Below are 20,656 nucleotides of genomic sequence, written 5' to 3' on the forward strand. Positions count from 1 at the left end.
CCCAGCCGCGTGCTCTTCGCCCCGCGAGACCTCCGCACCACCGACGCGGATGTCGCCCAGGACATGGCGGCCGGCATCTATGTCTTCGGCGACCGGACGATGCGGCTCGGACGGGACTCGCCCTTCGCCACGCAGCCGCCCTCTGAGGATTGGACGGCGGAGCTCTATGGCTTCGGCTGGCTGCGGCATCTGAGGGCGGCGGATACCGGACCCGCCCGGGATATGGCCCGGATGCTCGTGGCCAGCGCCTTCGGCGCGCATCGGCGCGAATTCGGGCGCGGCGTTGCCCGCAGGCCTGCGGTCGTAGCCCGCCGGGTCATCTCGCTTCTCGCCCATTCCCCCCTGCTCATGTCCGGGGCGGATCACTCGCTCTACCGGGCCTATCTCGGGGCGATCGGCCGGGATGCGGCCGCGCTCGAGCGCGACATGCGCGAGGCTCCGGTACCGCTGGAGCGCCTCGTCGCGGCGATAGGGCTCTGTTTCGCCGGCCTCTGCTGCCAGGGCCTGGATGGGCGGTTGCGGCGCGCGATCCGCGCGCTGTCGCTCGAGCTCGACGCACAGATCCTGGCGGATGGCGGGCATGTCAGCCGGAATCCCGGTATCCTGCTCGACCTGCTGCTCGATCTCCTGCCGCTCCGGCTTCTGTTCGGAAGCCGGTCCGTCGAGATCCCTCCGGCGCTCGACCGTGCCGTGGATCGCATGATGCCGATGCTCCGCTTCTTCCGGCACGGCGACGGCGAACTCGCCTTGTTCAACGGGATGGGCCGGACCTCGCTCGGCGACCTCGCCACGATCCTGTCCCTCGATCCCGACCGGGGCGCGCCCGCGCTCCATGCGGCGCGGTCCGGCTATGATCGGGTCGAGGCCGGCCGGACGCTCGTCATCGTCGATACCGGGCCGGCGCCGCCGCTCGCGGCGTCCGGCGCAGCCCATGCGGGATGCCTGTCCTTCGAGCTATCGCGCGGGCAAAGCCGCATCGTCGTGAATTGCGGCGCCCCGTCCCGGCGCGGTCCGGCCCGCGATGCCGCCCGGCTGACGGCGGCCCATTCGACGCTCGTGCTGGATGAGGTATCTTCGGGAGACGCGCTCTCGGACGAGACATCGGGCTGGGCCGCGTCCTATCTGCACCGGCGGCTCGGACCTGTTCTCCTCTCAGGTCCGCGCTCGGCAGGAGGGGAGCGCGGCACCACCGCGGCGGGCGACGAAATCCTGTCCGGTCACCACGACGGCTACGGGCGCCTGTTTGGCGCGACGCATGTCCGCCGCTTGCGGCTGGCGGCCGACGGCGCGGAACTCGCGGGTGAAGACACGCTCAGCGTCGGGTCGGGTCGTTCGCCCGAGGGCCACGCGGCTCGCCTGCGCTTCCATCTCCATCCTGGCACCGGGGCTGAGCCCGCCGAGTCCGGCAGCATCCGCCTTCATACGTCGGGCGGAGAGCGCTGGCTCTTCGACGCGGAGGGGGGATCGGGGCCGCCGCGTCTCGAAGACAGCATCTTCTTCGCCGTCAGCGAAGGGCGTCGTGCCACCCGGCAGATCGTGGTCGATCTGCCCTTGGGGGAGGGCGCCTCGCGGCCCACGATCCGCTGGCGCTTTCGCCTGGCGGCGGGAGAGTGACCGGGCTGGCGATCGCGGCCTGACCGGACCTTCGCGTCCCCCGGGTGCCGCCGACCTCAAACCGGGATAAGGAGGCGCAACGACGCCAACGGCTTCCACGACGCGAAACGTGACCGAGCGACCGCGCAAGATCATCCATGTCGACATGGATGCGTTTTACGCCTCCGTGGAGCAGCGCGACCATCCCGAACTCCGGGGCCGGCCGGTGGCGGTCGGGGGCACGCGCGAGCGGGGCGTTGTCGCCGCGGCGAGCTACGAGGCGCGCGCCTTCGGTATCCGCTCGGCCATGGCATCGGTGACCGCGCGGCGGCGTTGCCCGGACCTCGTCTTCGTGAAGCCGCGCTTCGACGTCTACCGGGCCGTGTCATTGCAGATCCGGGAGATCTTCGCCGATTACACCGATCTCATCGAGCCGCTGTCTCTCGACGAGGCTTATCTCGATGTGACCGAGAACCGGAAGGCGGTCGCCTCCGCGACCCGGATCGCCGAGGAGATCCGGGCGCGGATCCGGGAGCGCTGCGGGCTCACCGCGTCGGCCGGAGTGTCCTACAACAAGTTCCTGGCCAAGCTCGCCTCGGACCACCGCAAGCCCGATGGCCTCTTCGTGATCACGCCCGAGATGGGGGCGGCCTTCGTGGAGGACCTTCCGGTCGGCCGTTTCCACGGCATCGGCCCGGCCACCTCGGCCCGGATGAACCGGCTCGGCATCTTCACGGGCCGCGACCTGCGAGGCCGGACACTGTCCTTTCTGCAGGCGAATTTCGGCAAGGCCGGATCCTTCTATCACTCGATCGCGCGCGGCCTCGACCATCGGGCAGTCCGGGCGGACCGTGTCCGGAAGTCGATCGGGGCCGAGACGACCTTCTTCACCGACCTGACGGAGCTCGACGCCATGCGAGAGGGGTTGCTCCCGCTGGCCGAGAAGGTGTGGCGGCACGGCGAGGCGAGCGGGATCGGGGGCCGCACCGTGACGCTGAAGGTGAAATTCGCGGATTTCACGCAGATCACCCGGGCCCGCTCGGGCCTTGCCCCGGTGCCGGACCGAGCATCGTTCGAGCGCATCGCGCTCGACCTCCTCCAGAGCCTGTTTCCCATGGCCAGGGCCGTCCGCCTGCTCGGCGTCACGCTCTCGGGCCTCGAAGAGGAAAGCGGCGACCGGGGCAGGGCCCAGATGGATCTCGGCCTATAGCCGCCCGTCCGGGCCCGGGCCACGGAGGAACCGCCTCCGAGGCTGTCGATTGTCGTCCATAGGACGCCCAAGGAGCGACACAAGATGAGCGACCCGCGCACCAACCCGACCGGGCCCTACGACCCCCAGCCGCAGCCCTCGACGCCGAGCCCGAGCCCGGTCGCGCCCGGCCATACGCCGCTGGAAGTGCCGGCGGCACCGTCGATCGAACCGATCGGCATCCCGGCGACCGATCCGGGGCGCTCGCCCGATCCCGGCCCGTCGATCGATCCCGGCCCCGCGATCCCGAGCGGACCGACGGCGTGAGCCAGCCGGTCGCGATGCCGCCGGAGGGCGACATCGCGACGCTGCTTCGGACGTCCCGCACCATCGCGATGGTCGGGGCGAGTGCCGACCCGTGGCGACCGAGTTTCGGAATCCAGCGCTATCTTCGCCGGGCAGGCTACCGGGTCCTGCCCGTGAACCCGAACCACCGCGGCGAGATCTGGGACGGAGAGACGGTTGTCGGCGCGCTCCGCGAAATCAGCGGACCCGTCGATCTCGTCAACGTGTTCCGCCGTTCGGACAGCCTCGGCGAGGTCGTGGACGACGCCATCGGCGTCGCAGCGCCGGCGATCTGGACTCAGCTCGGCATCAGAAACGATGAAGCCCTCGCTCGGGCGAGGGCTTCAGGCATGCTGGTGGTCTCAGACCGCTGCATCAGCGTGGAGCATGCGAGGCTGCCACGCTGAGGCAGGTTACTTGACGACGACGACCCGAGTACCGACGTCGACCCGATCGAAGAGGTCGTTGATGTCGGCATTGTGCATGCGGACGCAGCCGTAGGACGCGAAGGTGCCGATCGAGCCCGGCGCGTTCGTGCCGTGGATCGCATATTGTCCGCGATCGAGGACGAGCGCGCGAGTTCCCATCGGGTTACCCTTGCTGCCGCCCGGGATGACGTTCGGCAGGCGGGGATTGTCGCGCCGAACCTCGTCCGGTGGCGACCAGGCCGGACTCACGTATTTGCCCTGCACCGCGGCCTCGCCGGACCATTGCTTCCCGGGCCGGCCCACGGCCACCGGGTAGCGGATGGCTGAACCGTAGCCGGTGACGAGGTAGAGCTGGCGCTCGGACGTCTTGACGACGATCGTGCCGGGCTCGATCGACGGGTCGATCGCGACGGCCTGGCGGGCAGCCTGGGCCCCGCTCGCGGCAAACAGGAATGCGGCCGCCGCAGCCGTCACCGAGAATCGCCCAACTGCCCGCCGCATGCCCGTCACTCCTGATCGCCGTCGGATCTGATCCGATCGGTGTTTCGCTATCATTGCGTCCGATAAGACTTGGTCAAAGCGACCCGGCTCGCGTCGTCCAGATCCTCGTCCACACCCTGCTGCGCTGGCCTGGCATCCGGGCGCCGGCAGGCGAAGCTTGACTGTTCGGGCAACACGCGAATGGTCTAGCTTGTTCCAGGCCCGGCTGGACATTTCACGGGCGATACGGTGCAAGGCCCGCCTCGCTCCGGATCGGTACGTCGCCCGCGGCGCACGGGTTCGTGTTCGGGACAGGTGCGGGCGCATGACCTCCTCGACGATCAAGCGGCGCCTTCTCGTCCATGTCGGCGGCTACGACCCGATGTCGCCGGCAGCCGCGCATGCGCGCTTCGCCCGTGAAGCCCGGCGCTTCGAATCGACCTGGGGCGTCCGGGCCGCGGTCTCGGCACTGGGTCTCGGTCCGGACACCGCCGCCTGGACCGTCGAGGCGACCGGTCCGGACTGGACCATTCGGACCGAGATTCTGCTCCTCCGGTGGGACGACGTGATGGAGGCGGCCGCTCGTCGCCCGGCATGGCAGCGCCTGCCCCTGGGTCTGGTGGCCTTCGGCGATTTCGTCGTCGGTGGCGCGCTCTGGCGATACGGCCGGCACGCATGGCGCTACGCTCTCTTCTTCCTCTACCCCTTCCTTCTCCTCGCCATGCTGGCCGGAGCGGCTGCCGGCTTCGGCCTGGCGGTCGCCCGCGCGACGGGCTGGACCATCGTCGGGGCCGGGACGGGCCTGCTCGTTCTCGCCGCGCTTGCCGCCTGGGCCGGGCACAGGCTGTCGCTCTCTCATCTGCTCGACGATTGGATTTTCGCCCGCGACTATGTCCGGCGCGACGACGCCTTGCTCGGGCCGCGCCTCGACCGGGTGGCGGACGAGATCGTGTCGGCGTGGCGGACAGGAGGCGCCGACGAGATCGTCGTCCTCGGCCACAGCCTCGGGGCCGTCCTGGCCGTCGACCTTCTGGACCGGACGCTCGCCCGCGAGCCGGCTCTCGGGGAGGGCACCACGGCCGTGGCTCTCGTCACCGTCGGATCCTCGATCCCGAAGATCGGGCTTCACGGCGGCGCGCAGCGGTTCCGGGCCGCGCTCGGCAGGGTCGCCGATGCGCCCGGCCTGTTCTGGGTCGAGTACCAGGCGCTGACCGACGCGATGAACTTCTACAAGACGAACCCGGTCCAGCTGCTGCTCGGGCGACCGACCGGTGGTCCATTGGTCAGGATCGTGCGGATCAGCCGGATGCTGCACCGGCCCTATTACAAGAAGATCAAGCGCGACTTCTTCCGGATCCACAACCAGTTCGTCAGCGCGAACGACCTTCGGGCCGTGTACGACTATTTCATGGTCGTCTGCAGCCCGATCTCCGTGACCGAGCAGGCGCGCTCGCCGCTCGGAGCCGAGGCCGGCATCGCCCGGGACGGCAGCCTGGCCTCATCACGGGCGCCCAGCCGGACGATCGACGCGACGCGAGACCGCCCATGACCCCCGTCCTCGCCAAGATCGTCTTCGTCGTGATGGCGGTCGCCTGGTATGCGATCCGGCTGCCGCATGCGCGCCGCGCCGGTCGCACGCCCGTGACCCGGAGCGCACGGGGAACCCGCGAGCGCGTCCTGCTCGCCATCTCGCTGACCGGTCTCGGCATCGTGCCCTTCCTCTACGTGGCGACCGGATTGCCCCGCATGGCGGAACGAAGCTTCGAGCCCTGGCTGGCCGGACTGGGCGTGGCCCTGGCGCTCGCCGCGCTCGTCGTCTTCCGGCTCACGCACAAGGCTCTCGGGCGGAACTGGTCGGTCAGCCTCGACGTGCGCGAGGGCCACAAGCTGATCGAGTCCGGGATCTACGGGCGCGTCCGCCATCCCATGTATACGGCCTTCTGGCTCTGGGCCCTGGCGCAGGCGCTGCTGCTTCCGAATTGGGTGGCGGGCCTGTCGGGTCTCGTGGGATTCGGCACCCTCTATGGGTTCCGGATCGAGCAGGAGGAGCGACTCATGGTCGAGACTTTTGGAGACGAATACCGGGACTATTCGCGCCGGACGGCGAGGTTGATTCCCTGGATTTACTGATCGAGGCGGAGAGCCGCTTCGGAAGCCGTCCTTCCGCCTGTGGCTGGGGGGCGACACTCCGGGCCGAGATCGCGCGCTTTTTAGCTTTTCCTGACCGGAGGACTTTACCAACTCCTTGGGCGGACACCGTTTCGCCGCCACTTGGCCCAAGGCCAGCCACCAGTGTGGCTTTTTCGCACTAGAGGGGGACGGCAAACCCCCTATAGCATCGCCTCGATACCAGTGCTGCGTACCAAACCAACAACGTCCGATTGTCCTGTAGAAGGGGGTTTTGTTATGAAGAAGGTTTTCACGATCGCCGCGGTCGCTTGCGTCGTTCTCAGCGCCGGCGCCTGCATCGGCAAGGGTAAGGCCCCGCCGCCGGCTCCGGCCCCGACCGCGATCATCACCAAGGGCTGAGCCCACGTTCTCTGGGGGGGTCGCCGCTCGGCGGCCCTCCCACCCTTCTGTTCTGTCATGTGTGCCTGGTCGCGTCCGGACGTGTCCGCCATTCTCGATGGCGGTCTCCGTAGGCTGATCGGGCTTTTCCTATTGATTTGCGAGGTCGAACGATGCTGACCGATCTGGGCAGGGCCGCCATCCGGAGCATCTTCGGGCTGTGTCTGCTGTCGTTGACCGTTGCGACAGGTTCCGGTTCCGCGCAAGCGCAGGGCCTTTCTGCGACACGGGGCGTCACCTCCCCCAGCGAAGTGACCCGGGTCGCCTATCCGGCCCAACGGCGGCGCGGCGTCCGGCGCGCGAGGCAGGGTAGCGGCCGCATCGGGACAGGCGGGCTCTACTTCGTGGAATTCCGCTCGCGCTATGCGCTGAGCTACGGCCACACTTTCGCGGCCTTCGGCCAGCTGAACGGCCGCGGCCAGATCGTCTCGAGCGAAGTGGCCGGCCTGCACCCGGCCGGCGACAGCTCGCTGCCCTGGATGATCGGCCACCTCCTTCCCGTCCCGTCCGAGACCGGTCCGAGCGATGGCGATCTCGACGAGAAATACATCTCGGCGCGCTACCGCGTGACCATGAACGAGGCCGAATACAACAAAGTGGTGGCCAAGATCCGCGACATGCAAAAGACGTCGACGCTCTGGAGCGCGACCGTCTATAATTGCAACGCCTTCGTCGGCGACATCGCCCGCTTCATGGGACTCAAGGCCGACCTCTCGACGATGCTGATGCCGCCGAATTACATCAACGCCTTGCGGGACCTGAATAACGGCCAGTCGACCGTGGCCAGCGGAGCGATCTGAGTCGCATCCACCGCCCCTGGTCGTCGCGACCCGGAGGGGCATCTCGATCGGCCGCGGGCTTGCCGGCCGGGCGCCCTGCGGCTAGAGCGGCGCCGGCGAGTGGACGCGGTCCGGCCCGGATCGCGTCGGGCTGGCAGGTTCGGCGTCGACATGCCTCAGCACAGCCAGATCGAGACGGCGTTCCGGGCCGCCCTTGCGGCCCGTCGGCATGCCTATGCGCCCTATTCGGGATATGCCGTCGGGGCCGCGTTGCTGACCGACGACGGAGCGATCTTTGCCGGCTGCAACGTCGAGAATGCGTCCTATCCCGTCGGAACCTGCGCCGAGGCGGGCGCGATCGCGGCCATGGTCGCGGGCGGAGCCCGGCGGATTTCCGCCATGGTGGTGGTGGCGGATGGAGACGAACTCGTGGCCCCGTGCGGAGCCTGTCGCCAGCGCATGATGGAGTTTGCCGATCCGGAAGCCGTCGTCCATTTCGCACGGCCGGGCGGGATCGAGCGGAGCTGTGACATGGCGGATCTCCTGCCCATGGCGTTCGGTCCTGGCGCCCTCCGGGCGGCGCTCGGAGAGCGCGCATGACGGTCAGCGACGCACGGATCGACGAGGCAGCCGCTTTCCTCCGGGGCCGCGGGTTCGATGGCCGTTTCGACTGCGCTATGGTCCTCGGCACCGGCCTCGGTCGACTGGCCGACGACCTCGATGAACCCGTGTCGCTGTCCTATGCCGAAATCCCGCACTTTCCCGAGACGGGCGTCTCGGGCCATGGCGGTCGCCTCACCGCAGGGCGTCTCGAGCGCAAGCGCGTCCTGATCCTCCAGGGGCGGGCTCATTACTACGAAACCGGCGACGCGGGCGCGATGCGGGTGCCGATCGGCATCGTGGCGGCTCTCGGTGGGCCGCCGCTGCTCCTCACCAACGCGGCCGGTTCGGTGAAGCTCGACTTCCGCCCGTCGAGCCACGTAATCATCTCCGACCACATCAATTATTCGGGCCTGAACCCGCTGCTCGGCGACAGGACTGAAAACCGTTTCGTGTCGATGGCCGGCGCCTATGACGAGCGGCTCCGCAAGAAGATGAAGCTCGCCGCCGTCGGCGCGGGCGTCACCGTGAACGAGGGCGTCTACATGTGGTTCTCGGGGCCGAGCTTCGAGACGCCGGCCGAGGTCCGCATGGCCCGTACGCTCGGGGCCGACCTCGTCGGCATGTCGACCGTGCCGGAGGTGATCCTGGCCCGCTATTTCGGTCTTCGGGTCGTGGCGCTGTCGCTGGTCACGAACATCGCGGCCGGCGTCGGGCTCGGCACCCATTCGCACCAGGATACGAAGACGGTCGCGGCCGGCGGCGCCCCGACGCTCCGCAAGCTCGTCCATGCCTTCCTGGCCCGGCTCGACGATGTCTGAGCCCGGTGCTTTCCCGACCAGTCTGACGGAGCTCTCATGTCGATACCTTCGAAGCCGGTTCTCCTGACCGGCGCGTCGGGCGCCCTCGGACGGGTTCTCACCCGGGCTCTGGCCGAGAAGGGCTGGACCCTTCGCCTGACCGACATCGCCCCGTTTCCGGACGAGGTACCGCCGGGCGCGAGCTTCGAACAGGCCGACATCGTCGACCGACACGCGGTCGCGCGATTGGCGGAAGGTTGCGGCGCCATCCTGCATTTCGGCGGCGTCTCGGTGGAGCGGCCCTTCGACGAGGTCGTCGGCCCGAACATCGCCGGCCTGTACAATGTCTACGAGGCCGCACGCGCGGCGGGAGCACGCGTGCTTTTCGCCTCCTCGAACCACACGATCGGCTTCCACGATCGCTCGACCACGATCGATTCCGAGAGCCCCTTCCGGCCGGACGGCTATTACGGCGCCTCCAAGGTCTGGGGCGAGATGATGGGCCGGCTCTATTGGCACAAGCACGAGGTCGAGAGCGTGCTCGTCAGGATCGGCTCCTGCTTCCCGAAGCCGGTCGACGCCCGCATGCTGGCGACCTGGCTCTCCTACGACGATCTCAGCCGCCTATGCGAGCGGGCGGTGCTGGCCGACAGCACCGGCTGCATCGTCGTGTGGGGAGCCTCGCGCAACAGCCGCATGACCTGGTGGCAGGGCGACGACCGCGAGACGATCGGCTGGGAGCCGAAGGATTCGGCTGACGATTTCGCCGACGAGGTTTCGGGCAAGCTGAGCGGCGACCCCTTCGTCGAGCGTCACCAGGGCGGTGCCTATGTGGCAATCGACAGGTCGGCCTGATCGGTGGAACTCCTGACGGGCAGGGCGGATGCGTTTCCTTCCGCAGGAGGTGATCCGCGCGAAGCGCGACGGACGCGTTCTCTTGGAGAGCGAGATCGCCGCCTTCATCGCTGGCTTGACCTCGGGAGAGGTGGGCGAGGGCCAGGCTGCCGCCTTCTGCATGGCCGTATGCTGGCGCGGCCTCGACCTCGCCGAATGCGTGGCCCTGACCTCGGCGATGACGCGCTCGGGCACGACTTTGCGCTGGGATTTGCCCGGGCCCGTGCTCGACAAGCACTCGACCGGAGGCGTCGGCGACACGGTCAGCCTCGTCCTCGCGCCGGCGGTCGCCGCCTGCGGCGGCTTCGTGCCGATGATCTCCGGTCGGGGCCTCGGCCATACCGGCGGCACGCTGGACAAGCTCGACGCGATCCCGGGCTACCGCTCCCAGCCCGATCTCGACAGCTTCCGGGCGATCGTTCGCGATGTCGGCTGCGCGATCATCGGCCAGACGCCGGACCTCGCCCCCGCCGACCGCCGCCTCTACGCCATTCGGGACGTGACCGGGACGGTGGAATCGCTCGACCTGATCACGACCTCCATCCTGTCGAAGAAGCTCGCGGCCGGACTCGACGCGCTCGTCATGGATGTGAAGACCGGGTCCGGCGCCTTCCTGACCGGGATGGATGAAGCCCGGGCCCTCGGGCGCCGGATCGTCGAGGTCGCCTGCGGCGCGGGACTTCCGACGACCGCGCTCCTGACCGACATGGATTCGCCGCTCGCCTCCGCGGCAGGTCACGCCGTCGAGATCGCCTATGCGATCGACCACCTCACCGGACGCCGCCGCGAGCCTCGCTTTCACGAGGTCACCGTTGCGCTCGGCGCCGCCATGTTGGTCGCGGGACGGCTGGCCGCCGACGAGGGCGAGGGCCGGCTTCGCATGGAGCAGGTTTTCGCGTCAGGGGTGGCGGCGGAGCGGTTCGCCCGCATGGTTTCGGCAGCAGGAGGGCCGGCCGACCTGTTGGAGCGGCCGGCACGGCACCTTGTTGCAGCCCGGATCACTCGGGAGGTGGCGCCGGACCGGGCCGGATACGTCGAAGCCGTTGATACGCGCGCCATTGGACTCGCCGTCGTCGCCCTTGGGGGAGGGCGCATTCGGGCCGAGGACCGGATCGACCACGCGGTCGGCCTGACCCGACTCGCCGGGATCGGGAAGGCCGTCGGTCCGGACCGTCCTCTGGCGCTCATCCACGCGACCGATGAAGCTGCCGCCGACGCGGTAGCCCGGGCGGTGTCGCGGGCCTACCGCATCGGCGACGGCGCGCCTTCCTTGCCGCAACTGATCCAGGAGCGCATCGCAGCCTCATGACCCTCCTCGTCGCCATCACGGGCTGGGATCCCGACCCCTGGCTCGACCGTTTCCGAGCCTTGCTTCCCGACCGCCCGGTCGTTTTTGCTGACGCGCCGCACGATCCGACCGCGATCCGCTACGCCGCCTCCTGGAAGCACCGCCCGGGCAGTCTCGCCGGCCTGCCGGGGCTCGAGGCGATCTTCTCGCTCGGCGCGGGCGTCGACCACCTGGTCGGCGACCCGGACCTGCCCGACGTGCCGGTGCTGCGCGTCGTCGACCAGGACCTCACCGAGCGGATGAGCGAATATGTCGTGATGCATTGCCTGATGCATCTCCGCCGAGGCTGGCTCTATGCCGAGCGGCAGCAGCAAGGACTCTGGCAGGACGAGCGCGACCAGCCGGCGGCGCGGGACATCCGGGTCGGGATCATGGGGCTCGGGATCCTCGGCCAGGATGCCGCCCGCAAGCTCGCGATCATGGGCTTCGACGTGGCCGGCTGGAGCCGCAGCCCGCGCGACCTCGACGGTATCCCGACCTTCGCCGGCGAGAGCGGCGTGTCGGCCTTCCTCTCCCGGACGGACATCCTAGTTTCGCTGCTCCCGCTCACGCCCGCGACGCGCGGCCTCCTGAATCTGACCCTGTTCCGCGGGCTCGCCCGCGATGGGCGCCTCGCCGGTCCGATCCTGATCAATGCCGGCCGCGGCGGCCTTCAGGTCGAGGCCGACATCCTGGCTGCCCTCGACGACGGCACGCTTGCCGCAGCCACGCTCGACGTGTTCGAGAGCGAGCCCCTGCCGGCGGCTTCCCGGCTCTGGACCCATCCGGCCGTGCAGGTCACGCCCCACAACGCCGCGATGAGCGACCCCGACGCGATCGCCTCCGCCATCGCGGCCCAGATCCGCCGGCATGAGGCCGGCGAGCCGTTCCGGCACGCGGTCGACCTCCGGCGAGGGTATTGAGGCGAGAGGAGCACGTTGACCGCGGACCCTCCCGGCAGGATCATGCTCTCGTGGCTCGGGAGCTCAGGATGGACGACAAGGAGCCGGTCAGGGTGAACCTGGGCGAGATGCAATCCTATGCGGAGAAACTCGTCTCATCGGGGCGTTATCTGTCCTTGGATCACGTCGTCCAGGACGCGCTTCAGGCGCTGCGCGAGGACATCAACGATCACGAGGCCTGGCTCGAGGACCCGGCCACCATCGAATGGATGCGGGCAAAGGTGAAGGAAAGCCTCGACGACCCGACGCCTCCCATCCCGGCGGAAGAGGTGTTCGAACGGCTCGAACTCAAGCATCGAAAGAGAATGAAGCTCGCCGGCGAACGTGCCGCATAGAACGATTTTCAGAGCTTCAGCCGAACGCGATCTAAACGCGATCGACGACTTCATTGCCGTAAGCAGCCCGTCCGCTGCTTACCTGTATGTTGTCGAGATCCGGAAACGCTGCTCTCTCCTCGGCGAATAGCCCTTGATCGGTCGCCGGCGTGGCGAACTCGGCCCGGGTCTGCGGAGCATTTCATTCGATCGTCGTGTGACGATCGTGTACCGTGTGAAGACGAGAACGGTGGAAATCGTTCGTATTCTCCGCTCGGGTCAGGATGTCGACGCGGCATTCGGGTGAGCCCCGTCACTCCAACTCCGCCATCGCCTCGAACACGAAGGCATGTCGCCGGGCGAGGGCGTCGAGATCGGCCCCGTAGCCGCCGCCCACGACCGAGACGAGCGGGATGCCGCGCCGGCGCACCTCGCCCACGACGTAACGGTCGCGCCGGCGGAGGCCATCGTCGCTGAGGGATAGGCGCCCGAGGGCGTCGTCGCGATGCGGGTCGACGCCTGCATTGTAGAAGACGAGGTCCGGCTCGAGCCGGTCGAGGAGGACCGGCACATGCTGGGCCACGACCGCCAGGTAGGCCTCGTCCTCGGTCCCGTCCGCCAAGCCGACGTCGAGGTCGCTCGGGATCTTGCGGACCGGGTAGTTCTTCTCGGCGTGGAGCGAGAAGGTGAAGAGGTCGGGATCGCCGGCCAGGCAGTCGGCCGTGCCGTCGCCCTGGTGGACGTCGAGGTCGATGACGAGAGCCTGCCCGATCTCGCCCGCCAGCTGGAGGGCTCGGGCCGCGATGGCGACGTCGTTGAAGACGCAGAAACCTGCGCCGGTCGCGCGCTGGCCGTGATGCGATCCTCCGGCCGCGGAGCCGGCGAGCCCATGCACGAGCGCGAGCCGGGCGGCCGCGATCGTTCCGCCGGCCGCGTGGCTCGCCCGGCGCGCGACGGCTTCGGTCACGGGCAGCCCGATCCGTCGCTCGATCTCGGGCGCGACCGCAAAGCGGAGCACGGCATCGACATAGGCCCGGTCGTGCGCGAGCGCGATGAGGTCGGCCGAGGCCGGTTCGGGGAGGACGAAGCCGTCGGGGACGAGCCCGAGCGCCTCGATCCGTGTCGCGAGGCGGCCATACTTCCCCATCGGAAAGCGATGCCCGGCCGGAAGAGCGGCCTCGTACAGGGGGTGGGAGACGATCGGCACCATCGCGGCTCAACGCGCGAGGGCGGTCGGGCGTCCCGTCACGATCACGCGGGCGGAGGCTGGAGCCGGCGGATGTCGGTGATCGGTCCCGCGCCGCTCTCGCGGATGCGGCGTTCGGCGATCCCCAACGGCTCGATCGCGACGGCCATGTGATGCCCGTTGGCGTGCAGAAGGCGATCGCCGTCCAGCATGATGCCGACATGTCCGCGCCAGAAGACGAGGTCCCCGCGCCGGAGCCCGGCGAGGTCGGCCGTGCGTTCGACCGGCCGGCCAAGCCCACCCTGCTGCTGGTCGCTGTCGCGCGGCGCCGCCACTCCCGCGGCCGCCAGGGCGAGTTGGACGAGGCCCGAGCAATCGAGGCCGAGGCTCGTCTTGCCGCCCCAGAGATAGGGCGTGCCGAGCATCCGCTCCGCCACCGCGACGAAATCCGGCTCGCGCGCCTCGACCGGCGTCACATGCCGCTCGGTGACGAAGCCGCTCGTGGCGAGCGGCAGGTAGCCGGATCGCGACGGTCCCGCCGCGGTTACTCCGGCTCCGAGGCTGAGGAAGGACGCGGGTGGCAGCTTCAGGTCGGGTCCGGGATAGACGAAGGTCCGGAGCGCCGCGATCCGGTGGGTCGGGCCGGCTCCCCGATCGCCCAGGACCGAGCTCGGCAGGTAGCCGACATAGCCGTCCTGTTCGAGCTGGACCCAGGCATAGCCGCCCGCCTCGTCGAAGACCCGAACGGGCTCGCCCATCAGCGCCTCGCTGTCCTGGGGCGCGTCGGGGGCGGGCCGGCGCCGAAGGGGCGCAGACGGGGCGATGACCCGCCGAGCCACCCCTGCCACGTAGCGTGGCGCCTCGACGCGTCCGCGCAGGCTTAGGTCCGCGAGGTCGGGCCGGGCAGGTGTGAGGCGAAGGTCGAGAGCTGTCATGGCGGCGTTCCAGGCCCACGATGCCGGCGAGACGTTAACATGGCCACGCCGTTCGGCGCTCGACATGGCCCTCAGTGGGGCGGGTAGCGCTCCCGAAGGAGCGCGTAGACGAGCCGCGCGCCCTGGACCTCGCCGCCTTCGGGCCGGCCCGGCCGTCCGGACGGCACCCAGCCGTAGATGTCGAGATGCAGGTGGGCTTTCGCGGAGACCACGAAGCGGTCGAGGAAGAGGGCCGCCGTGATCGAGCCGGCGAAACCGCCCGCCGGCGCATTTGTCAGGTCGGCGATCTTCGAGTCGACCATCTTCCGGTAGGCGGGCCAGAGGGGCAGGCGCCAAACGGGGTCATTCACGGCGAGGCCGATCCGCGCGATGTCGGCCGCGAGCGCCTCGTCATGCGTAAAGGCCGGCGGCAGGTCGGGACCGAGCGCGACTCGGGCCGCTCCCGTGAGGGTAGCGAAGTCGACGATCAGCTCCGGCGCGTCCTCGTCGGAGAGGGCGAGCGCGTCGGCCAGGACGAGGCGGCCCTCGGCATCGGTGTTGCCGATCTCGACCGAGAGGCCCTTGCGGCTGCGGAGCACGTCGCCGGGCCGGAAGGAGGAGCCGGAGATCGCGTTCTCGACCGCCGGAACCAGCATCCGGAGGCGCACGGGCAGGTTGGCGCCCATGATCATGTCGGCGAGCGCCAGCGCCGAGGCGGCCCCGCCCATGTCCTTCTTCATCAGGAGCATGGCGGAAGAGGGCTTGATGTCGAGGCCGCCGGTGTCGAAGCACACGCCCTTGCCGACGACGGCGACGAGCGGCGCGTTCGGATCGCCCCAGGTCAGGTCGATCAGGCGCGGCGCCCGGTCGGAGGCGCGGCCGACCGCGTGGATGAGCGGCAGGTCGGCGTCGAGGAGATCGTCGCCGGTCGTGACGGTGATCTCGGCGCCGTGACGCTCGGCCAGGCGGCGGGCGGCCTCTTCCAGATCGTCCGGCCCGAGATCGTTGGCAGGCGTGTTGATGAGATCGCGACCCATCGCGACCGCGGTCGCGATCCGGCCCAGGTCCTCGGCATCGACACCGGCGGGCGGGACGAGCCTCACGGGCTTCGCGGCGCGCTCGCGGTAGCGGTCGAAGCGGTAGCCGGCGAGGAGCCAGGCGAGCGCCGCCGTCGCGGGTTCTGCGGGATCGTCGGCCAGGCGGTAATCGCCGGGCGGCAGCGCCGCAGCGAGCTTGCCGAGCAGGAAGGGGTCCGGAGCGCGCGACCCGGTTTCGTCGATCCCGAACAGGACGGCGTCGAGCAACCCCTCCGTCGACGGCAGAAGCACCAAGGCACCGGCCTTCGGCTCGAAACCGGACGCCGCCGCAAAGGCGCGGGCGACAGGGGAGAGTTCGGCCGCGACCTCGGGCCAGGTTTCCGGCGTGACGAGCCGGACCGGGACGGCCGCACCCCCGTCCGCGGGAGCCCAGCCAGGATGGTGGGACGACGTCATCGGGCAGCTCCTTAACCGGCGATTAGGGTTAACGACCTACCCCTGACGACCGAGTTCGTGAGGGTTCGTGTCATGTCGTCTCGGTGGCTGCAACCTGTTCGGCCGAGGCTCCGACCCTGGCTCGCCGCCGCCCTCGTGGCCCTGTCGCTCGGCGGCTGCATGTCCCGCAATGCGGCCGACACGACGGGCTCGATCGGATCCGCAACCGGCGCCGCCTCGGGGTCGGAGGGCGATCTCCGCCGCGAGGCCGTCACGCTCGCCCGCCGCTACGACGAGGCTCCCAACGATCCGGCGGTGGCGCTCGCCTATGCCCGCGTCCTGCGCGGCCTCGGCCAGACCACGCAGGCCGTCGCCGTCCTGCAGCAGGCGGCGCTTCGCACCCGCGACGATCCGGCCCTCCTCTCCGCCTACGGCAAGGCGCTGGCCGATGTCGGGCGGTTCAAGGAGGCCGCCACCGTCCTGTCCAGCGCCCACCGGCCGGAACGGCCCGATTGGCGCATCCTGTCCGTCCAGGGCGCCGTGGCCGACCAGGGCGGTGATTTCGCCTCCGCCCAGCGCTACTACGTCGCCGCCCTCAGGATCGCTCCCGGCGAGCCCTCGATCCTGACGAACCAGGGCCTCTCCTTCGCGCTCGCCCGCCGCCTCGACGAGGCCGAGCGGGCGCTGACCGAGGCATCGCGCCACCCTCGAGCCGACGCCCGCGTCCGGCAGAATCTCGCACTCGTTCTCGGCCTGCAGGGCAAGTTCGCGGAGGCCGAGACGGTGCTGAAGCGCGACCTCGGCCCGACCGAGGTTGCGACCAACATGGCCGCGATCCGCCGGATGGTGAGCCAGGCGAATAGCTGGAAGGCGATCCGGCAATCCGACCAGGGCGCGCGAGCGGAGCGGCAGGCGGCGCTCTGATCTGGTCCTGCCGGACGACCCCGAGATTGCATCGAGCCTGACCGTCGCCTAACCCGAAGCGACTGAGTTTCGGGGCCCGACCATGCTCGATTCCACGGCGCGGGGCGTCTACGTCATCGCCCCCACGCCCTTCTCTCCCGACGGACGGGTCGACGAGGCCTCGATCGACCGCATGGTCGATGCCTTCGGCGAGGCCGGCGCCTCCGGCATCATGGTCCTCGGCATGATGGGCGAGGCGCCGAAGCTCGACGCTGCCGAGGCCGTCGCGGTGGCCGCGCGCGTCGTGCGCCGGGCCGGTCGGCTCCCGGTCGTGGTCGGTGTCTCGGCGCCCGGCTTTGCCGCCATGCGGTCTCTCAGCACCTCCGTCATGGAGGCGGGCGCGGCCGGGGTGATGATCGCACCGCCCCCGACGCTCCGGACCGACGACCAGATCGTGACCTATTTCGGCCAGGCGGCCGAGGCGGTTGGGACGGGCGTGCCCTTCGTGCTCCAGGATTATCCGCTCGCGCTCGGCGTCGTGATGACACCCGCCGTGATCCGCCGGATCGTCGCCGACAATCCCTCCTGCGCCATGCTGAAACACGAGGATTGGCCCGGGCTCGAGAAGATCTCCGCCATGCGGAGCTTCGAGCGCGACGGCTCGATGCGGCCGATCTCGATCCTGACCGGCAATGGCGGCCTGTTCCTCGATTTCGAGATGGAGCGCGGGGCCGACGGCGCCATGACGGGCTATTGCTTCCCGGACATGCTGGCCGATGTGGTCCGCCTCTCGGGGCAGGGGCGGCGCGACGAGGCGCATGACCTGTTCGACGCGCATCTGCCGCTGGTCCGCTACGAGCAGCAGCCCGGGATCGGGCTCGCGGTCCGCAAATACGTGCTCATGCGGCGCGGCATCATCGCGAGCGACACGCAGCGGAGCCGGGCTCGGCGCTCTCGGCCGCGGCCCGGCAGGAGGTCGACTACCTGCTCGGCCGGTTGGCTCGCGTGGATCGTCGCGCGCTGAAACTCGCGGCCTGAGCGAGGCCGTCCTCAGGCGGTCTCAGCGAGGGCGTCTGTCGCGGCCCCGGCCAGGTTGAGCCCGAGCAGTTCCTCGACGCCCGGCAGCCCGCCGCGCACGAGCTGAACCCGCTCCCGCAAGGATGCGATCTCGGCCGCCCGCTCCCGGGCGATGCTCTGGGCGGTCGCGACGTCGACGGCTTCGAACTGGACCTGGGCGCCGAACCGGCGCTGCGCCAGGACGCGCAGGTCTGCCGAGATGACGGTCGCGATTTTGGGGTAGCCGCCCGTCGTCTGGTGGTCGGCCATCATCACGATCGGCAGGCCGGAGCCTGGCACCTGGACCGAGCCCTGGACAAGCCCGTCCGAGACGATGTTGAAGCCGCGAAGATGCGCGATCGGCTCGCCGGCCAGGCGGTAGCCCATCCGGTCGGCCTCGCCCGAGACCGTGTAGGGGTTGCGCAGGAACGCCTCGACCGCGTCGGCCGGGAAGAGGTCGTCCTGCGGGCCGAGCACGACCCGGATCGGCGCCTCGGGATCGAGCGGGACCGGCGGCAGGCTGTTATCACCTTCCGCGGCCGCGGCTCCCGTCCGGACGGGCAGCCGGTCGCCCGGACGCAGCGCGCGGCCGTCGATCCCGCCGATACCGGCCCGGGGCTGCAGCGAGACGCTGCCGAGCTGAGGCGGGACGTCGAGGCCGCCGCCGACGGCAAGATAGCCGAAAATACCGGCCGTCGCCGGTCCGATCGTGATCCGACCCCCTTCCGGGACGAGGATCGAGGTCGAGGCCGGCACGGGCGCGCCGTCGACCGTGACCGCCATCGCGGCGCCCGCGAGCGCCAACCGGACGGGCCCGTCCACCGCCTCGAAGGCGGCGCCCGCGAGCATCAGCTCGATCGCGCCCTCGCCGGGCGGGTTGCCGACGAGCGCATTCGCGGCCGCCAGCGCGAGCCGGTCCATGGCGCCGGATCGCGAGATGCCGTGACGGCCCGAGCCGATGCGTCCCACGTCCTGGAGGCTGGTCATCGGCCCGCAATCCTGGACCACAAGCGCACTCACGCGACGGGCTCCGCGATCACGGCTCCAGCCTCGGCCTCGCGGTCGAGCCGCGCGAACTCCGCCTCGGAGATGCGTTCGAACCGCACGCCGTCGCCCGGCTGCAAGATCACCGCCGGGTCGCGCCCGGGCATGAAGTTCCGCACCGGCGTCCGGCCGAGGAGATGCCAGCCCGAGGGCGCCGCAAGCGACGCCACGAGGGCCTGGATGCCGCCGATCGAGATCGTCCCGGCGGGCGTATGCAGGCGGGGAGAGACTCGACGCGAGGTGGCGATGCTCGGGTCGAGACCGCCGAGATAGGCGAAGCCCGGCAGGAAGCCGAGCATGTAGACCCGGTAGGTCGGAGCGGCATGGCGACGGACGAGTTCGTCGGGCGTGATGTCGTGGAGAGCGGCCGTGGCCTCGAGATCGATGCCGTTCTCGCCGCCATAGGAGACCGGGATGCGCCAGGTCCGGCCGGCCTCGGCCCGCCCGGTCACGTTGGCGGCGAGGCCGAGCAGCTCGGCGCCAAGCCGATCGTAACTGGTTCGTTCCGGGTCGTAGCAGACGAGGAGGGAACGATAGGTCGGGATGGTTTCGACGATCCCCTCAAGGGATGCCGCCGTCCTGTCGAGATCCAGGACGCGTGCGCTCAGCTCGGGATCGATCGCCTCGCCGAACTCGACCGTCAGCGCGGCATCACCGCTGGGGAGGATACGGGGGCTAGGACCGGGCGCCATCGGGCCCGAGTCTTACGGGCGGGGCGGGCGTCACGCCAGGGTGCGAAGGCTCAGCAGGCGAGGCGGTGTTCGGTGCCGATCATGTTCCGGATCGCGGCGTGAGCGTAGGGCTTGGCAATGAACCGGGCGTGGCGGAGATGCTCGGGCAGATCGCCCTGCCGGGAGGCCGAGATGAAGGCGAAGGGGACATCCCGCTCCGTCAGCCGCGATGCGACGTCGAAGCTCTTGCCGTCGGGAAGGTCGATGTCGAGGAGCGCGAAATCCGGGCATTCGCCCATGCGCAGCTTCATGTCGGCGATCGTCTCGCAAAGCCCGATCACCTCGTGCCCGCACTCGCTGACGATATCGAGGAGATCCATGCCGATCAGCGGATCGTCTTCGAGGATCAAGATACGCACAGCACGCTCCATCGTTCCGGCGGGCCGTGGGCTAAAAGCGCCGACATCCGCGACCCGCGGGAAGAACGGAAGGGCCCGGCCGACCGTTCCTCGATTCCCTGTGCCAATGCTCAGTTTCTAACGTCTCGGTTAAGCTCGCGTTATATTTCCCGTCATTCTCGCGGAATGTGGAAACGACGATGGCCGGCCCCGGGAGGGGCCGGCCATCGTTCACCCAAACCTCACGGCCAAGGGCCGGGGCAAACTCAACGCTCGGCGCTCGTCTCGTCACCCGTGTCGCGGTCCGTGCGTCCCTGGCTCAATCGGCTGAGATTCTCCTCGACCACGTGACGGCCCTGCTCCGCGACTTCCTGCGCGTAACGCATGCCCTGGTCGCGAACCTCGTCCGCATAGCGGCCGAAATACTGGTTTTCACGACGGGTACCCGGCAGCAGCGCCCCGATGAGGAGACCGGCGGCGACGCCCACGACGCCGACCATGATCGGATTCTCTTCGACGAAGCTTTCCACGGTGCGTCGGCCCCGGTTGAACTCCGCGGCGGAGCGGCGGCGGGCGTAGGTCGCGTTTCGGGAGACGCTGTCCACGTTCTCGGAGGCCCAGGAGGTCGCCTTGCCGTAGCGGTCACGGGACCATTCCGTCGCGCCCTCGAATGCGTCGCCGACGGAATCCTTTACGGAATCTGCCATGCCCGAACCTGCGGTGGACGACTTAT

At 69.7% G+C, this 20,656-nt stretch carries 23 protein-coding genes and 1 pseudogene; 16 read left to right on the forward strand and 8 right to left on the reverse strand.

Translation table 11 applies throughout. The annotated features are described in order from the left end of the window. Positions 1-9: 9 nt before the first annotated feature. From ACFE87_RS09380 to ACFE87_RS09395, 4 genes are all read left to right on the forward strand, one after another. Positions 10-1,614, forward strand: a complete 1,605-nt coding sequence (locus ACFE87_RS09380; protein ID WP_375459361.1) for a heparinase II/III family protein — start codon at positions 10-12, stop codon at positions 1,612-1,614. Between the two features lie 145 nt (positions 1,615-1,759). Beyond that, a complete protein-coding gene (dinB, locus tag ACFE87_RS09385; protein WP_375459413.1) occupies positions 1,760-2,803 on the forward strand; it encodes a DNA polymerase IV in 1,044 nt (347 codons plus the stop codon). An 84-nt stretch (positions 2,804-2,887) separates the two neighbouring features. Then, on the forward strand, positions 2,888-3,109 hold the full coding sequence (locus ACFE87_RS09390) for a hypothetical protein (protein WP_375459362.1): 222 nt from the start codon (positions 2,888-2,890) through the stop codon (positions 3,107-3,109). Further along, positions 3,106-3,534: a CoA-binding protein gene (locus tag ACFE87_RS09395; RefSeq protein WP_375459363.1), complete on the forward strand. Its 429-nt coding sequence runs from the start codon at positions 3,106-3,108 to the stop codon at positions 3,532-3,534. Before ACFE87_RS09390 ends, ACFE87_RS09395 begins: the two co-directional genes overlap by 4 nt. Positions 3,535-3,540: 6 nt before the next feature. Here ACFE87_RS09395 and ACFE87_RS09400 read toward each other — a convergent pair whose 3' ends face one another. Continuing rightward, positions 3,541-4,056 (reverse strand): L,D-transpeptidase, encoded by a 516-nt coding sequence (locus ACFE87_RS09400; RefSeq protein ID WP_375459364.1) that lies wholly within the window; start codon positions 4,054-4,056, stop codon positions 3,541-3,543. Between the two features lie 304 nt (positions 4,057-4,360). Between ACFE87_RS09400 and ACFE87_RS09405 the strand changes: the two genes are divergently transcribed. The 10 genes from ACFE87_RS09405 (at position 4,361) to ACFE87_RS09450 (ending at position 12,300) form a co-directional block, all read left to right on the forward strand. Beyond that, entirely contained in the window at positions 4,361-5,584 is a 1,224-nt protein-coding gene (locus tag ACFE87_RS09405) for a hypothetical protein (protein ID WP_375459365.1), read from the forward strand. Continuing rightward, positions 5,581-6,165 (forward strand): protein-S-isoprenylcysteine O-methyltransferase, encoded by a 585-nt coding sequence (locus tag ACFE87_RS09410; RefSeq protein WP_375459366.1) that lies wholly within the window; start codon positions 5,581-5,583, stop codon positions 6,163-6,165. The genes ACFE87_RS09405 and ACFE87_RS09410 overlap by 4 nt, the downstream gene beginning before the upstream one ends. Positions 6,166-6,441: 276 nt before the next feature. After that, positions 6,442-6,564, forward strand: a complete 123-nt coding sequence (locus tag ACFE87_RS09415) for a hypothetical protein (RefSeq protein ID WP_375459367.1) — start codon at positions 6,442-6,444, stop codon at positions 6,562-6,564. Between the two features lie 152 nt (positions 6,565-6,716). Beyond that, positions 6,717-7,403 carry a hypothetical protein gene (locus ACFE87_RS09420; RefSeq protein ID WP_375459368.1) on the forward strand — a complete coding sequence of 229 codons (687 nt, stop codon included), beginning with the start codon at positions 6,717-6,719 and terminating at the stop codon, positions 7,401-7,403. Positions 7,404-7,553: 150 nt separating this feature from the next. Next, positions 7,554-7,982, forward strand: coding sequence for a cytidine deaminase (locus ACFE87_RS09425; RefSeq protein ID WP_375459369.1), 429 nt, complete (start codon positions 7,554-7,556; stop codon positions 7,980-7,982). After that, positions 7,979-8,803 (forward strand): purine-nucleoside phosphorylase, encoded by an 825-nt coding sequence (locus tag ACFE87_RS09430; protein ID WP_375459370.1) that lies wholly within the window; start codon positions 7,979-7,981, stop codon positions 8,801-8,803. The genes ACFE87_RS09425 and ACFE87_RS09430 overlap by 4 nt, the downstream gene beginning before the upstream one ends. 36 nt (positions 8,804-8,839) lie before the next feature. Continuing rightward, complete coding sequence (locus ACFE87_RS09435; protein ID WP_375459371.1) at positions 8,840-9,637, forward strand: NAD-dependent epimerase/dehydratase family protein; 798 nt, start codon at positions 8,840-8,842, stop codon at positions 9,635-9,637. Between the two features lie 28 nt (positions 9,638-9,665). After that, entirely contained in the window at positions 9,666-10,985 is a 1,320-nt protein-coding gene (gene deoA, locus ACFE87_RS09440; protein ID WP_375459372.1) for a thymidine phosphorylase, read from the forward strand. Further along, positions 10,982-11,926 (forward strand): 2-hydroxyacid dehydrogenase, encoded by a 945-nt coding sequence (locus ACFE87_RS09445; RefSeq protein WP_375459373.1) that lies wholly within the window; start codon positions 10,982-10,984, stop codon positions 11,924-11,926. Before deoA ends, ACFE87_RS09445 begins: the two co-directional genes overlap by 4 nt. Positions 11,927-11,994: 68 nt before the next feature. Next, positions 11,995-12,300 (forward strand): type II toxin-antitoxin system ParD family antitoxin, encoded by a 306-nt coding sequence (locus tag ACFE87_RS09450; protein WP_375459374.1) that lies wholly within the window; start codon positions 11,995-11,997, stop codon positions 12,298-12,300. 292 nt (positions 12,301-12,592) lie between these two features. On the opposite strand, the gene ACFE87_RS09455 is transcribed toward ACFE87_RS09450, so the two are convergent. From ACFE87_RS09455 to ACFE87_RS09465, 3 genes are all read right to left on the reverse strand, one after another. Further along, a complete protein-coding gene (locus ACFE87_RS09455; protein WP_375459375.1) occupies positions 12,593-13,489 on the reverse strand; it encodes a histone deacetylase in 897 nt (298 codons plus the stop codon). A gap of 41 nt (positions 13,490-13,530) precedes the next feature. Next, the gene (locus tag ACFE87_RS09460; RefSeq protein ID WP_375459376.1) at positions 13,531-14,400 is read right to left on the reverse strand and encodes a C40 family peptidase; all 870 of its coding nucleotides are present in this window, start codon (positions 14,398-14,400) and stop codon (positions 13,531-13,533) included. Positions 14,401-14,471: 71 nt separating this feature from the next. After that, complete coding sequence (locus ACFE87_RS09465) at positions 14,472-15,872, reverse strand: M17 family metallopeptidase (protein WP_375459377.1); 1,401 nt, start codon at positions 15,870-15,872, stop codon at positions 14,472-14,474. A gap of 72 nt (positions 15,873-15,944) precedes the next feature. On the opposite strand from ACFE87_RS09465, the gene ACFE87_RS09470 reads away from it, so the two are divergent. Together ACFE87_RS09470 and ACFE87_RS09475 are read left to right on the forward strand one after the other, a co-directional pair. Further along, on the forward strand, positions 15,945-16,775 hold the full coding sequence (locus ACFE87_RS09470) for a tetratricopeptide repeat protein (protein ID WP_375459378.1): 831 nt from the start codon (positions 15,945-15,947) through the stop codon (positions 16,773-16,775). A gap of 82 nt (positions 16,776-16,857) precedes the next feature. Further along, positions 16,858-17,792 (forward strand): annotated as a pseudogene (locus ACFE87_RS09475) (dihydrodipicolinate synthase family protein). A 12-nt stretch (positions 17,793-17,804) separates the two neighbouring features. On the opposite strand, the gene ACFE87_RS09480 reads toward ACFE87_RS09475, so the two are convergent. From ACFE87_RS09480 to ACFE87_RS09495, 4 genes are all read right to left on the reverse strand, one after another. After that, positions 17,805-18,830: a biotin-dependent carboxyltransferase family protein gene (locus tag ACFE87_RS09480; RefSeq protein WP_375459379.1), complete on the reverse strand. Its 1,026-nt coding sequence runs from the start codon at positions 18,828-18,830 to the stop codon at positions 17,805-17,807. Next, positions 18,827-19,546: a 5-oxoprolinase subunit PxpB gene (gene pxpB / locus ACFE87_RS09485; RefSeq protein ID WP_375459380.1), complete on the reverse strand. Its 720-nt coding sequence runs from the start codon at positions 19,544-19,546 to the stop codon at positions 18,827-18,829. Before pxpB ends, ACFE87_RS09480 begins: the two co-directional genes overlap by 4 nt. A gap of 50 nt (positions 19,547-19,596) precedes the next feature. Further along, entirely contained in the window at positions 19,597-19,944 is a 348-nt protein-coding gene (locus ACFE87_RS09490) for a response regulator (protein ID WP_375459381.1), read from the reverse strand. Positions 19,945-20,189: 245 nt separating this feature from the next. Next, positions 20,190-20,630: a hypothetical protein gene (locus ACFE87_RS09495; protein ID WP_375459382.1), complete on the reverse strand. Its 441-nt coding sequence runs from the start codon at positions 20,628-20,630 to the stop codon at positions 20,190-20,192. Positions 20,631-20,656: the final 26 nt, after the last annotated feature.

This window comes from uncultured Enterovirga sp. (assembly GCF_964242715.1).
Taxonomy (GTDB): Bacteria; Pseudomonadota; Alphaproteobacteria; order Rhizobiales; family Beijerinckiaceae; genus Enterovirga.